The organism is Prosthecobacter sp. (assembly GCF_049294395.1).
In the GTDB taxonomy this organism is placed as follows: domain Bacteria; phylum Verrucomicrobiota; class Verrucomicrobiia; order Verrucomicrobiales; family Verrucomicrobiaceae; genus Prosthecobacter.
Map to the genome: position 1 here is coordinate 107,842 of NZ_JBAQCR010000392.1, position 14,074 is coordinate 121,915.

The window sequence follows — 14,074 nt, forward strand, 5'->3', positions numbered from 1 at the left end:
GGTATCCAACAAGCTTACCTCGCGGACTTCGGACCTTTGCCACGCACGCTCATTTTGAAGGGCACGCCGGGCGCGGCCCATTCGTCGCGGATGACTTTCTCCAGATAGCGCATGTAGCTGTCCGTGAGCTTTGAGGCACGATTCGCGAAGAGAACAAAGTGCGGCACGGGAATGGCGAAACCTTCAGCTTCATTGACCTGGGTGGCATAGAGCAGCTTGAAGCTGTGCGTGCTGCGGCCCAGGGCGCCGGGGGTGTTCTCGATGGCGTTGGCGAGCAGGCGGTTCAAGGCACCGGTGCCAATGCGGTTCTGTGAGCCGCTACGCACTTTTTCAATCTGCACGAAGAGCTTGCCGATATGGTCCTTGTTCTTCGCCGAGATGGCGACGAGCGGGGCATAGTTCAGGAAGAAGAACTCGCGGCGCATCAGTTCGTCCAGATGTTCGATGCGGTCCTTCTGGTTGCCATCCGGATGAAAGAGATCCCACTTGTTCATGACGAGGATGCAGGGCTTGCGTTCCTCCAAAATGAACTGGGCGATCTTGCGGTCCTGCATCTTCGCTCCGGCGGCACAGTCGATGACGAGCAGGCAAAGGTCAGCACGCTTGATGCTCTGCAGGCTGCGATCGACGCTGGAGATTTCGACGACCGTATCCAGATTCGCACGGCGGCGGATGCCGGCGGTGTCGATGAGTTGGTACTGCTTGCCGTTCCAGGTGGCCTTGATGTCGAGGGCATCACGCGTGGTGCCGGGGACATCGCTGACGATGGCACGGTCCGAGCCCAGAATGGCATTCACGAGCGAGGATTTGCCCGCGTTCGGGCGGCCCACGATGGCGAGCTTCAACGGACGCGTGTTTTGATGCGAGATGGCATCCTCCGTTTCGCTGGATTCCTTCAGGTCGAGGCGCTCGGAGATGAGTGCGACGAGTTCGTCGATGCCAAGGCCATGGGCGGCGCTGACTTCCAGGGTGTCGGGGAAGCCGAATTTGCTGAACTCGCTGGCGTTGAGCTTGCGCTTCGGGGAATCGGCCTTGTTGCAGACGAGAATGACGGGCTTGTTGGTGCGGCGCAGTTCGCGGGCGAGGCTCTGATCGATCGTGGTGATGCCATCGACGACATCGACAACGAACAGCAGCAGATCCGCCACGTCCAAGGCGATGGAGGCCTCGATCTGCACCTGATCGGTCAAAACGTCGTCGGTGCTGGCGCCGATGCCGCCCGTGTCCATGATCTCAAACCATGCCGGACCCCGGCGGCACTGCGCCGTGATGCGGTCCCGTGTCACACCGGCCTGATCATGGACGATGGAGATGGTTTTCCCGGCAAGGCGATTAAAGAGTGCGGATTTCCCCACATTGGGGCGTCCGACGATGGCAACGGTTTTGAGCATTGTTCAGAGAGCACGGTGAGCCCCCCGAGTCAATCATGTCCAGCGGCCTGCAACTGCTTGACACCGTCGGCCAGATTGAGAAAACCCGACAGAGCAGTGAAAGTGGCGGCAAAGATCGTGGGCCAGATGAGCCACTCGGGCTTGAGATCGAGCAGGATCCACAAAATGGCCGCCATCTGGGCAAAAGTGGCTGTTTTGCCGGTCCAGTGGGTGTGGATTTGGAATTTGCCGGCAAAGTGGTCGATCAGGAAAGCCCCGCCGATGGAAAGCAGGTCGCGGCCGATAACGAGAATCGGGAACCACAGGGGGAAATGCTGCCGCCAGGAGGTGAAACTCAGCAGAATGATGGCGGCGAGCATGAGCAGCTTGTCCGCAAGGGGGTCCATGATGGCCCCGAATCGGGTGCGTTGATTGAACCGGCGGGCGATCCAGCCGTCAATCGCGTCACTGATTGAGGCGATGCCGAAGACGGCCGCCGCCCACTGGCGCAGGGCTTCATTGGGGTGCTCCCCGCGGGCGCTGTCGCCATAGTAGATCACCAGCCCGATGAAGACGGGAATCAGCAGGATGCGGAAAATGGTGATCTGATTGGCGAGGTTCACGCTGCTACGTTCGCGTTTCACGGTTCACGGTTCAAGAGTTGAATCATGAAGTTTGATCGCTTTAGAGTGTGCCATGTCGCAAATCGAGCCAGTGGATCTCTTGAACGCCTACTGTGAGGGAGCCTTCCCCATGGGGGAGGACGATGGCTCCATTTCATGGTACCGGCCCAAGATGCGGGGCATCCTGCCGGTGGCGGAGTTTCATGTGCCGCGCCGGTTTGAGCGCTACCTGAAGCAGCACCCGTTTGAGGTGCGCTGGAACACCTCCTTTGGAGATGTGATCCGGGGCTGCGCCGACCGTGAGAGCACCTGGATCACGGATGCCATCATGGACACCTACGAGGAGCTTCATCGCATTGGTTTTGCGCATTGCGTTGAGGTCTGGCGGGATGGCAAGCTGCGTGGCGGCGTCTATGGCGTGAGCATCGGCGGGGCGTTTTTCGGGGAATCGATGTTCAGCCGTGAGCCGCAGGCCTCGAAGGTGGCGCTGACGCATCTGCAATGGCGCCTACACGAGCGCGGCTACCTGCTGCACGACACGCAGTGGACAACGCCACATCTCGCGATGTTTGGCGGGCACGAAATCCCCTGCGCGCAGTATTTGGAACTGCTGCAGCGGGCGATTTCGCGCAAGGCGACGTTTATGTGAGCTGAATCAGCTCTCGAAATACGTGTAGCCGCGCAGACCTGCCTCGAAGCTTTCCATGATCTCGCGGCGTTCGGTGGCGGTGATGCGCTTGGACACAACGGCGCTTTCAGCGAGGTTGCGGAAACGGGTGAGCATGTCCTTGGGATCGTATTCCACATAGGTGAGCACTTCCGCGACGCTGTCACCTTCGAGTTCGCGGCTGTATTTCACCTTGCCGTTTTCCACGCGGACGCTGACGACATTGGTGTCGCCGAGGAGATTGTGGAGGTCACCGAGGGTTTCCTGATACGCGCCGACGAGGAAGATGCCGAGCATGTACTCGTGGCCCTTCTCGATCTGCGGATCATGCAGCGGGAGGGTGGAGTTGATGCCGTGGGAGTGGGCAAATTTGTCGATTTTGCCGTCGCTGTCGCAGGTGATGTCGGAGAGCACGGCATTGCGCGTGGGTTTCTCCTTGAGGCGGTGGATCGGCATGACCGGGAAGATCTGGTCGATGGCCCAAAGGTCAGGCAGGCTCTGGAAGACGCTGAAGTTGCCGTAGTAGAAATCGGTCATGATCGTGTCGAGACGATCCATCTGGCTCCCATCGTGATCGCAGCTTTCCTTCATGCTGGCCACCCAGGTGAGGATGTCCCAGTAGAGCTCCTCGCCGTGAGCACGCTCACGCAGGTTGACCTTGCCGTAATTGAACTCACTGCGGAGCTTGTCGCGGTAGTAGATGGCGTCGTTGTAGATCTCCTGCAGGCGGTCACGGGAGGTCTTGGAGGCATGCTTTTCGGCATCCAGGCGCAGCTCATAAAGATTGCGCAGGAGGGGCGGGGCATCCTTGTCGAGATCGAAATCGGCGACGCCCTTGCGCGGCTCAAAACGGTTGATATCGAGGATGTTGATGATCAACACGGAGTAGTAGGCCACGATGGCGCGGCCGGATTCGGTGATGAGATCCGGATGCGGCACGCCAGCTTCGGCGGTGACTTCGGTGATCGCCTCGATGATGTCGGCGCAGTATTCCTTGGTGCCGTAGTTGCTGCTGGCTTCGCTGGCACCCTTGAGGCCGTCGTAGCTGATGGCTAGACCGCCGCCGAGATCGAGAATGCCCATGCGCGCACCTTCTTGAACCAGACCCACGTAAACACGCGCTGCTTCGGTGACCGCCTGGCGGATGGCACGGATGTTTGGAATCTGCGAGCCCTGGTGGTAGTGCAGCATGCGCAGGCAGTCGAGCATGCCCTTTTCACGGAGGCTGTCCACGACGTGCATGAGCTGAGAGATGTTCAGGCCAAACATGCTGGCATCCCCGCCGGAGCCGCTCCAGTGGCCGGCGCTTTCGGCGCTGAGGCGGAAGCGCACGCCGAGAGTCGGGCGCACGCCCATTTTCTCACAACGATCCAGAATCAAGTCCAGTTCCGTCGGCATTTCCAGGACCAGGATGACCTGCAGGCCCATTTTCTGCGCGTAGAGCGCGAGGTCGATGAACTCCTCGTCCTTGTAGCCGTTGCAGACGATGTAGGCTTCCGGATCGTGCATGTAGCTCAGCGCGGCGATGAGCTCCGGCTTGCTGCCGGCTTCGAGGCCGTAGTGATACTTGCGACCGTAGCGGGTGATTTCCTCGATGACTTCCTGCTGCTGGTTCACCTTGATGGGGTAAACGCCGCGATAGACGCCCTGGTATTTACCTTCCTTGATCGCGGAGGCGAAACCTTCGTTCAGTTCGTCGATGCGCCAGCGCAGCAGATCGCCGAAACGGATCAGCAGTGGCAGCTGGGTGCCGCGCTCGCGCAGACCTCTGACGATGGATGCGAGGGAGACGGACTTGGTTTTCTTGCCGTCCTTGAGTTTGACCACGACCTCGCCGGTTTTCGCGATGTCGAAATACTCATGCCCCCATTCGCGGATGCCATAAAGCTCGGCGCTGTCGTCGGTGGTCCATGTGGGGTTTTTCATTTTCGTGGGCTGGGTTGGAGGGGCTTTCAAGGGCCGCGATTATGGGGGCAAATTTGGAAATGCAAAGCGACATCTCGGAGAGGTGCGGCGCGGCCAAAACGCACGGGGAGGGCCGGGGCGTCAGTCTCTGGCCCTGCGGAAGGCAAAAGGGATGTAAAGCAGAGAGTAAAAGACGAGGCCAAGACCGATGCTGGTGAGATTGTACCACGGCCACGGTCCGAGCTGGTCAAACAGGCTGGCCTGCACGGGTTTGGAGCACTGGAAAGCGTAGTTGGCGCCGATGGCGTAGTTCACGGCGGCGATCACGGCATACCAGGCCACGGAGAAGGTCATGATGCGCAGCACGGCCCCAGGGCGCGGGCGAACCTTCATGGCGGTGACGACGTAGATCGCTGTGATCGGCACTCCGGCGTGCATGATGAAAAACAAAAAGAAACGCGGGTCTGGAAACTCATAGATCAGGGCGGGGGTCAGCAGTCCCTGAAGGGTGCCTGCGATGCCAAAGAAATACACCACCTCACAAAAAAACGGACGGCGCGTCCATAGGGCGATGCCACCTGCCAGAGTGGCGACATCGCAGTACTGCAGGGGCAGCGCCGTGTACACACTGAGCGAGCCGTAAGTGGCGTGCACTGCCAGTCCCAGAGGATACAAGGCCAGCAGCATGGTACCAAGCACGCGCTGTGAAAGCAAGGCCCAGCGGGTGCGGGAAAGCAGCAGCATCACGATGAACAGTACCAGCGTGATGGCGAGCACCGCCTTGTGGGATGGGCCGTAAGGATGAAAGGCGGGAGGCATGGGCTCCATCATACGCGGAAGTTGCGGAAGTCAGTCGGTTTGTGGCATGTTGCGGGCATGTTACGCTCCAATCGTTCTGCGGCCCGCTCCACGAAACAGCTCACCGGAGGTTGTGCTGTGCTGTTTGGTCTGCCCTTCATCCTGGCCGGCTTAGCCGTCGGTGTGTTTCTCTATTTTCCGGCGATCAGTTCATGGTGGGCCTCGCGCAGCTGGGTGGAAGTGCCGTGCTGGATTGAGACTGCGGAACTCAAGACCTCGTCTGGTAACAAAGGTGGTACGACTTACCGTGTTGAGGCCAGTTATCGCTATGAGTTCGGCCGGCGCAGCTACCATGGCGATGAGGTGAGCTTCTTCGGTGGTTCCGACAACATGGGGGATTTTCAGAAGCAGGCGTTCCAGCAGCTTCAGTCGGCGAAGGGCAAAAAGCGGCCGTTTCGCTGCTTTGTGAATCCATCCAACCCGGAGCAGACCGTGCTGTTTCGCGATCTCCGCTGGGGACTGCTGCTCTTGATGTCGATTTTTCCGACGCTCTTCCCACTGGCAGGCTGCCTGGTTTCTATCGGTGGCTGGCGACAGTCGCGCAGGACGGCGCAGATTGCGCGGCTCAGAGAACAGTATCCCGGTGCTCCGTGGTGCTGGCGTCCCGAGTGGCTGAGGGAGAATATTTATCCAGAGCCGAACCCTCTGCCGTTTATTCTGGGAGTCGCCGGCTGGATTCTCCTAGTGCAGCTGCCGCTGGCCCTTGCGGTGATTCTGGGAGGGGAAATCGTCAAATCGGCGCTGGCGCTGCTGACGCTGATTCCCGTCGCGCTTGCTTTGATTCCGCTTCTCTTTGCCTGGAGACGGATCAAGTCACAGATGGTCTTTGGCCGCCCTGTGTTGCAGCTCAAGCAGGTTCCAGTTTCTCCAGGACATCCACTGGTGGGCGAGCTGCGGTTTTCCAAGGCGCTTTCTCCTCTCAGCACCCTTTCCGTGCGCGTGCTCTGCCAGAGGCACATCACGCGCAACAGTGGTGACTCCCACGCCACCGCGAAGGAAACCATCTGGGAGCACACCACAACGCTGTCTGCTGCGGAGGCGCGGCGGGATGTGGATGGCGTGGCGCTGCCGCTGCGCATTGACATTCCCCGCGGACTGCCATGTGCTGCCGTGAACGAGGCTTCCATCGTTTCGACAGAGGGAGAGCAACATGTATGGACGCTGGAAATCAGCTCCAGCCAGGGGGGCAGGCCGGTGGTGCTGCCGCTGCCGGTGTTTATTTCGGCGACTGCAGCCGCTGACGCTGAAGGTGAGGAGGGAGCCGCCTTCGCGCAGCCGGAGCCGGCTCCGCTGCTGAGCACGGATGATCTTCTCCTGCGCTTGAAGGCCAGAGGCATTGAGATGGAGATGGATGCCGGCGGCATGCCCACATTCATCGACTGTCCTGCAGGGCGGAATCTGTATGTGGGCCTGTTTTTGCTGCTGTTTGGCCTGATTTGGTCTGCGGGCTTTCTGTTCATGCAGGCGAAGGGGGCACCGCTGATCTTCCGGCTGTTCTGGGGTATCACCTCGCCGCTCATTCTCGTGGGCAGCGCATGGACGCTGCTGCACAGCCTCCGCCTGGAGATCAATGCACGCGAGCTGCGCATCTTGAACCGTATGGGGCCCTTTTATTCCTGGCAGGAGATTTTCGAGCCCCGCCACATCACCGGCTTCACCCACGACTCCAACACGCAGGCAGGCAACAAGTTCTACTACCGCGTGCGTGCGGAGACGATCTTCGGCAAAACCAAAACCCTTGTTGATGGCATCACCGAATCCGTTACTGCGGAGACGCTGGCGCGGCGGCTTGATGAATGGCGAAAGCAGAATGATCTTCCGCGCCGAGCCTAACCACCGTCCCGCAATGCCACGGCAGGGTCCACACGTGCTGCGAACCATGAAGGAACCAGCGCGGCCATGAGGCAGAGGGCGATGGCGGTGGCACAGATGGCAAGAATCTTCTCTGGATCGATGTGAGAGGGGATGCTGGAGAGGAAATAAATGTCCTGCGGAAAGATGTCGCGGCCGGTGATGTTGGAGATCTGATCGCGCAGCCAGTTGCGGATGCTGAGGAAGAAGAAGCCTCCTGCGAGCCCGGCCACCGCACCGACGAGTGCCACGATGCCCGCCTGGGCGACAAAGATGGCAATGATCTGCCACGCACGCGTGCCCAGAGCGGTGAGAATGCCGATCTCGCGGCGCTTTTTCACGGTGACGGTGATGGTGGTGTTCATCACGCATATGGCGGCCACGAGCATGATGAACAGCAGCAAAAACCACATCATCGTCTCCTGGTTTTTCACGGATTCCAGCATCATGCCGTGCTCCTGCTCCCAGGTGTGGTAATCCCAGTTTTCCGGCAGTGCGCCGGACTGGTACATCTTGATCATGACATGATCGGCGTTGTCCGGATCCTTCAGTTCCAGCTCGATGCCGCTGATGTCACTGTCGAGGTTGAAGAACTCCTGCGCGACATGCAGCGGCACGTAGCCACGCTTTCCAGCGGTATCTTCACGCAGCGTGGCGATGAGTTTGAGGTCCTTTGACAGGATGGTGACGTCGTCGAGAGCTGCGGCGCGCTTTTTCTTGTCTTCATTTTCGGGGATCTCGCGGTACTTTTGGATGAACTGGTTCACGCTTTCTGCGGCGTGCACAACGAGCGTATCACCCACCTTTGCACCGATCTCCTTCGCGAACTTGTCGCTGAGGACAATGGTGTCGTCCCTGAGATCGAATTTCCCCTGCCGGTACACGGCCTCACCTTTTTCGTTGATGGTTTTGGTGTCACCCAACGCGTCCGTCTTGATGTGCTTCTTGAGCTTTTGCAACAGCGCGTTGTCTTGGTCATCGGTCATGCCGATGACGCTGACACCTTGAAGATTGGCGTCATTTTCAACGACGAGTATGCCGAGGCGGCCCTCCTTTGTTCTGTCCGCCACCGGCACGGCAGAAACGACTTCAGGACGCTTGGCGAGGTTTTTCTGAAGCTCGCGCCAATCAACCGGTTTCGGGCCGCCAAGTTCACCTTCCATCGGACCCAAAGGCTCCACCATGGCATGCGGCTCAAAGCCGATGAGCATCTGCCGGTACTCAAGCTGCCAGCCGCTGAACACGGACATCACAAAGACCAGCACACCCACGCCGAGCATGACACCGAGCATCGAGATCACGGTGATGACCGAGATGAACGAGCGCGTGGGCCGCAGGTAGCGCAGGGCGAGGAAGATGGGGGCGCTGGTCATTGGGGGGCTTTAAATCGTGAAGGTTGAGGACAATTCCGATCAGTCCCGCAGCGCCACCGCAGGGTCCACGCGTGAGGCCAGCCAGGCGGGGGGCAAGGCGGCCAGCAGGCAGAATGTGATGGAACCGATGCAGGTGACCATAATGAACCACGGTTCGATCTGTGCCGGAATGGTGGCGAGGAACATGCCGGAGTCGGCGTTGGCGCTGCCACCGCTTAGGACTGCGATGCCCATGCGGATTTCATCACGGTACTGCAGCACGAGTCCGCTGAGTATGAGGCCCGCCAGCGTTCCGAGGATGCCGACGAAGGCGGCCTGCGAGACAAAGATGCCAATGATCTGGCTCTGCCGCGAACCGAGCGCGGTCAGCACGCCAATCTCGCGCCGCTTCTGGGTCGTGACGGTGATGGTCGTGTTCATGACCGAGAATGCCGCGACGACGGCGATGATCAGGAGGACGATCCACATCATCACGCGTTCGTTGCTCATCGCGGCCAGGCGCGCATCCCCAGCATCGGTCCAAAGTGAGGCGCCCCATGTGGCGGGAACGACTCCCGCAGCGGTGAAGCGTTTGATCACCTCCTTGACCTCGCCCGGCTGCTTCAGTTCGATGAGCACCCCGCTGACCTTCTCGCCAAAGCCAAAGATCTTCTGCGCCGTTTCCAGAGTGACGTAGCCGTAGGTGCCGGCGGATTCCATTCGCGTGGTGCCCAGCAGCTTGATCTCCATGGGATTCAGCTTGATCTCCTCATAGGCGGCGTGGCGTTTCGTCTCGTCCTGCTCATCCGAGGCGATGCGGAAACGCTTCACTGCGCTGGTGACATTTTTGGAAGCATAGACGCTGATGGCGTCTCCCGGATGGGCATTGAGTCCGCCCGCCACATAATCGGCACAGACCACACCGCCCGGAGTGAGCTCCAGCACGCCTTCGGCCTTGTGCTTGGCGACCTTGGCCATGTAAAACTTCGCGCCATCTTCCGGCAGGCCGAGAACATCCATTCCTGACTGCTGGCCATCGTGCTCGGCAAACATCGCGCTGCCGATGTAACTGCTGGCGGCGAGCACGTCCGGCTGCTGGCGCACTTTTGCGAGCACGTCGGCTGCTGACTTGGCATCCGTGGGCTTTTTGTCCTCCGGTTGCAGCAGGATGTGAGGCTCTGAACCGATGAGTGTTTTGCGGAACTCACCTTCAAACCCCTTCATGACCGAACTGACCACAATCATCATCAGCACACCGACCGCGACACCGAGGATCGAGATGACGGTGATGACCGAGACAAACGAACGCTTCGCACGCAGATAGCGGCGGGCGAGAAAGAAGGTGACGTTCGAGAGCATGTGGGGCGCAACAAAGCGATGCCCGCGCTACTTCGCAACTGCCGTGATGCCAAACAGAGGCAACGATTTCTGCACGGACTGATACACGCCCCAGCCGAGCGGCACGGCGATCCAGGTCCAGGCGAGAAGGAGAGTGAGAGCTTTCATGGCGAATCAGGCTTGAGCGTTTTCAGCAAGGTGGTGCTTGGGATCGACAGGGCGGACGAGCAGGTTGGAGATCAAACCGACGACGAGCAGTCCGACCATGAGGTGAAAGATCGAGTTGTAGGCCTGTTCGGGCGGCATGACTTTTTTGTTCACCACGGAAAGGCGGTCCATGAGCTGGGGGCCAAGAATCGCCGCAACCGACCAGGCGGTGATAAGACGGCCATGGATCGCGCCGACCTGATAGCTGCCAAAGAGATCGCGCAGGTAGGCCGGGATCGTGGCAAAACCACCGCCGTACATCGTGAGGATCAGCCCGGTGGCCACGACGAAGAGCGTCACGCTGCCCTGGCCCTGAATCCACGGTACGCTGGCATACAAGGCGGCCCCGAGAATGAAGTAGATGCAGTAGATGCCCTTTCGCCCAATCAGATCGGACATGGAGGACCAGAAAAACCGGCCGCCGAGATTGCAGAGCGATAGCAGGCCGACGTATCCGGCTGCAGCCGCAGGCGTGACTTTGAACATGTCCTGAATCATCGGCGAGGCCTGGCCGAGGATGCCAATGCCAGCGCTCACGTTCATGCAGAGCACCACCCAGAGCATCCAGAACTGCGGTGTCTTCCAGGCGGTGTCCACGGCGACGTTTGCCGTCGTGACCAGTTTTGACCCATGTTCCGTCGGCACCCAGCCAGCAGGCTTCCAGCCTTCCGGCGGCACTCGGACGATCAAAGCCCCAAATGACATCGAGATGGCATAAAGACCCGCCATCACCAGCAGCGTCTCTGCGGCCCCGACAGAGCTGGCCGTGGCAAAGCGCTTCATCAGTTCCTCCGCCAGCGGGCCGCCGATGAGCGCACCGCCGCCAAATCCCATGATTGCCATGCCGGTGGCCATGCCCGGACGGTCAGGGAACCATTTCATCAAGGTGGAAACCGGAGCAATGTACCCCAGTCCCAGTCCGATGCCGCCGACCAACCCATACCCTGCATACAGCAGCCAGAGCTGGTGCCACCGCACGGCAAGCGCCGTGAGAACCAGACCGCTGCAAAAGCAAAGCATGCTGGCGAGCATGGTTTTACGCGGACCGCTGCGCTCGACCCACTTGCCAAAGAACGCCGCAGACAGACCGAGCAGGGCAAGCGCGATCGAGTAAGCCACACCGACATCGGCTTCGCTCCAATCACCAGCGCTGGGAGCTGTGATGCCCAGTGCTTTGGCGAGCGGCTTCTTGAAAACGCTGAATCCATACACCTGCCCGATGCACATGTGAACAGCGATGGCGGCAGGCGGAACGAGCCAGCGGCTGAATCCAGGGCTGGCGACGGTGGCTTCACGGGAGAGGAAAGACATGGTTGTAGGTAGTAGGAGGCCGCAGGTGGTTTCCTGGCGGGTCGGACAAGGAAAGCTCAAAGATCGACAAGAAACGCCCGGTTTCATACGTTTCGAGCACTGGCCGGTCATTTCACCGGCCGCACCCATACCAACATACCTCGATGAAAACACTGCTCACCATCTGCGCCCTCTCCTTCACTTCGGTCGCCATGGCCGCCGACAAATGCCCCATCAGCGGCAAGCCTGCTGACTCCAGCATCACCAGCACCGGCAAAGACGGCAAAACCGTCGCCTTCTGCTGCGAAAAGTGCAAAGCCAAGTTCGACGCCAAGAACAAGTAGTCACTACGGCGCTGAGACGATCAGCGTTTGAAAGCGGAACCGGGAAACTGGTTCCGCTTTTTAATGCTTCAGCGGCGTCGCCCGTCTCGCTCACGCATCTTGCGTTCATAGCCGGCAAGAACGAAATCTTTGTCACGTGCGCGCAGAAGAGCATCATCGAGGGAAATGAAGCCATGGATGGCAAGATGGGTCACACTGTCATCAATGGTATGCATGCCGTCGTTGGCACCGATTTGAATCAGGCTGGGAAGCTGCTGGAGCCGGCGGGAGCGGATGCAGGAGGCGATGCCCGGATTGTTGACCATGATTTCAGAGGCCATCACCCGGCCGTCCTGATCAAGCCGTGGCATCAGGTTCTGACAGATCACGCCTTTCAGGCAGTTGGCCAGCTGCGATGCCACGAAATCCTGCTGGTCTTCCGGGAAGGCATCCATCACACGCATGACGGTCGAAGGGGCGTCCTGGGTGTGCAGGGTGCTGATGACGAGGTGACCGGTCTCGGCGGCGGTCAGGGCGGTGCTGATGGTCTCCAGATCGCGCAGCTCACTGATGACGATGACGTTCGCATCCTGACGCAGCGCGCTGCGCAGGGCCTGCGCAAAGGAGTGTGTGTCGCTGCCCAGCTGGCGCTGGCGTATGAGGCTGTGCGAATGTTTGAAAACGTACTCAATGGGGTCTTCGATGCTGACAATGTTGACCCGACGTGATCTTGAGATGTGCTGCGTCATTGAGCTCAGGGTCGTTGTCTTGCCGGCATTGCTGGTGCCGGTGACAAGGATCATGCCGCTGCTCAGGGTGCAGAAGCTCTCCACCGTTGGACCGTGACCCAGATCGCGCAGCTCAGGGATCACCTCGGGAATAAAGCGGAAGGAGGCTTCGATACGCCCAAGCACGTAGCAGGCATTGCCACGGAAACGTCCCAGATTCGCCACCTGAATGGCGAAATCCAGTTCCCAGTCTTGTTCTAGTTTAACACGCTGAGTTTCTTTCAAGACGCCAAAAACCAGGTCGCGAATGTCGCCGATGTCGAGGAGTTCATCCGTCAGTGGCTGGAGCTGGCCGCTGATGCGTCCTGTGGGCGCGGCACCCACGCTAAGGTGCAAATCCGAGCCGCCTTGGTCCGTGACCATGACAAGATATTCAATGAGATCGTGGGCGCGCATGGATGAGGGAAGAGTGGTCAGGAGATGCCGCGCGCGGCGCGGCGGAATTCAGCCTCGTTGCCTATGGAGGCGATGGCTTCAGATTCTGAGATGATGCCCCCCTGGTAGGCTGCAATAATGGACTGCAGGAAGGTACGCGTATTGGGATCGGTGCCGCGGCTCATGTAGTCTGTGATGTCCGCGACGCTTCGTTTCGCGATCCAGTCACGCACGGCTCCACCGTTTTCCAGGCATTCTGTCAGCATGGAGAGCTTGCCTTGGACGTTCGGGACGAGTTTCTGGCACAAGACTCCGATCAGCTGATGTGAAAGCAGGTGCAAACCGATGCCGACTTGATCCGGTGGGAACATGTTTACAAAACGCTCCATTGTGTCGGAGACGGTGGCGGAATGCATTGATGCGAGCACGAGATGGCCGGTTTCACAAGCCTGGAGCGCGGTGAAAGCTGTTTCGTGGTCGCGAATTTCTCCCACAAAAATCACATCCGGCGCCTGACGCATGGCACTGCGCAGGCCACGGGAAAACGTGGGTGTGTCGCGGCCTACCTCACGCTGGGTGAAGAGGCAGCGGTTGTTGGTAAAGATGTACTCCACTGGATCCTCGATCGTCACCACGTGACGGGCGATGTTTTCATTCATCCACTGCAGCAGCGCCGCCAGTGTGGTTGATTTCCCCTGACCCGTGGCACCGGTGACGAGTATCATGCCGTTTTTTTTCTGCGCCCAGCGCTGCAACAGCCATTCCGGCGCGCCCAGGGTTTGCATGGCAGGAATATCTGTGCGGATGCGGCGCAGTACGGCAGCCATGCGGCCCAGCACCTTGTGCAGGTTGACACGGAAGCGTGTGTGCGTGCGGGAGAGCAGTCCAGAGTCACGGTCTGTGTCATTCAGCGTGTCACCGCCACAGGCCTGCCAGAGCCCGGCCATCTGCGGCAGCAGCAGCGGATCATCGCCAAAAATCATGAGCTGTTCGGCGATCTTCATTCGCGGCACTTCGCCTTCCTGCAGGAAAATATCACTCGCCTGATGCTCTTCAGCGGCTTGGAGGATGTCGTCGATGGTAATTGCCATGGTTGTGATCAAGCTAGCGGGCGCCGCTCAGGTGCT

The 14,074-nt window shown here is 59.6% G+C and carries 13 protein-coding genes; 3 read left to right on the forward strand and 10 right to left on the reverse strand.

The features are described from left to right. Positions 1 to 14: 14 nt before the first annotated feature. A complete protein-coding gene (gene der, locus WAW39_RS26720; protein ID WP_422322213.1) occupies positions 15 to 1,391 on the reverse strand; it encodes a ribosome biogenesis GTPase Der in 1,377 nt (458 codons plus the stop codon). 29 nt (positions 1,392 to 1,420) lie between these two features. Next, entirely contained in the window at positions 1,421 to 2,014 is a 594-nt protein-coding gene (gene pgsA / locus WAW39_RS26725; protein WP_422322214.1) for a CDP-diacylglycerol--glycerol-3-phosphate 3-phosphatidyltransferase, read from the reverse strand. A gap of 52 nt (positions 2,015 to 2,066) precedes the next feature. Between pgsA and aat the strand changes: the two genes are divergently transcribed. After that, the gene (aat, locus tag WAW39_RS26730) at positions 2,067 to 2,642 is read left to right on the forward strand and encodes a leucyl/phenylalanyl-tRNA--protein transferase (RefSeq protein WP_422322215.1); all 576 of its coding nucleotides are present in this window, start codon (positions 2,067 to 2,069) and stop codon (positions 2,640 to 2,642) included. 6 nt (positions 2,643 to 2,648) lie between these two features. Here the strand turns inward: aat and speA are convergent, their stop codons facing one another. Beyond that, positions 2,649 to 4,586, reverse strand: coding sequence for a biosynthetic arginine decarboxylase (gene speA / locus WAW39_RS26735; RefSeq protein ID WP_422322216.1), 1,938 nt, complete (start codon positions 4,584 to 4,586; stop codon positions 2,649 to 2,651). Between the two features lie 120 nt (positions 4,587 to 4,706). After that, positions 4,707 to 5,384, reverse strand: a complete 678-nt coding sequence (locus WAW39_RS26740; RefSeq protein ID WP_422322217.1) for a TIGR02206 family membrane protein — start codon at positions 5,382 to 5,384, stop codon at positions 4,707 to 4,709. Between the two features lie 57 nt (positions 5,385 to 5,441). Here WAW39_RS26740 and WAW39_RS26745 point away from each other — a divergent pair, with 57 nt between their 5' ends. Beyond that, positions 5,442 to 7,256, forward strand: coding sequence for a DUF3592 domain-containing protein (locus WAW39_RS26745; RefSeq protein WP_422322218.1), 1,815 nt, complete (start codon positions 5,442 to 5,444; stop codon positions 7,254 to 7,256). Here WAW39_RS26745 and WAW39_RS26750 read toward each other — a convergent pair. Genes WAW39_RS26750 through WAW39_RS26765 form a run of 4 tightly spaced genes read right to left on the reverse strand, consistent with a single transcriptional unit; the run spans position 7,253 to position 11,482 of the window. Then, entirely contained in the window at positions 7,253 to 8,647 is a 1,395-nt protein-coding gene (locus WAW39_RS26750; protein ID WP_422322219.1) for an FtsX-like permease family protein, read from the reverse strand. The two genes, WAW39_RS26745 and WAW39_RS26750, sit on opposite strands and share 4 nt — an antisense overlap. A gap of 39 nt (positions 8,648 to 8,686) precedes the next feature. Then, positions 8,687 to 9,985 carry an FtsX-like permease family protein gene (locus WAW39_RS26755; RefSeq protein WP_422322220.1) on the reverse strand — a complete coding sequence of 433 codons (1,299 nt, stop codon included), beginning with the start codon at positions 9,983 to 9,985 and terminating at the stop codon, positions 8,687 to 8,689. 27 nt (positions 9,986 to 10,012) lie between these two features. Continuing rightward, the gene (locus WAW39_RS26760) at positions 10,013 to 10,132 is read right to left on the reverse strand and encodes an MFS transporter small subunit (RefSeq protein WP_422322221.1); all 120 of its coding nucleotides are present in this window, start codon (positions 10,130 to 10,132) and stop codon (positions 10,013 to 10,015) included. Between the two features lie 6 nt (positions 10,133 to 10,138). Continuing rightward, positions 10,139 to 11,482, reverse strand: coding sequence for an L-lactate MFS transporter (locus tag WAW39_RS26765; RefSeq protein ID WP_422322222.1), 1,344 nt, complete (start codon positions 11,480 to 11,482; stop codon positions 10,139 to 10,141). A 143-nt stretch (positions 11,483 to 11,625) separates the two neighbouring features. On the opposite strand from WAW39_RS26765, the gene WAW39_RS26770 reads away from it, so the two are divergent. Beyond that, positions 11,626 to 11,805, forward strand: coding sequence for a hypothetical protein (locus WAW39_RS26770; protein ID WP_395730891.1), 180 nt, complete (start codon positions 11,626 to 11,628; stop codon positions 11,803 to 11,805). 68 nt (positions 11,806 to 11,873) lie between these two features. Here the strand turns inward: WAW39_RS26770 and WAW39_RS26775 are convergent, their stop codons facing one another. Next, a complete protein-coding gene (locus tag WAW39_RS26775) occupies positions 11,874 to 12,968 on the reverse strand; it encodes a type IV pilus twitching motility protein PilT (protein WP_422322223.1) in 1,095 nt (364 codons plus the stop codon). Positions 12,969 to 12,985: 17 nt separating this feature from the next. Then, on the reverse strand, positions 12,986 to 14,038 hold the full coding sequence (locus WAW39_RS26780) for a type IV pilus twitching motility protein PilT (protein WP_422322224.1): 1,053 nt from the start codon (positions 14,036 to 14,038) through the stop codon (positions 12,986 to 12,988). Positions 14,039 to 14,074: the final 36 nt, after the last annotated feature.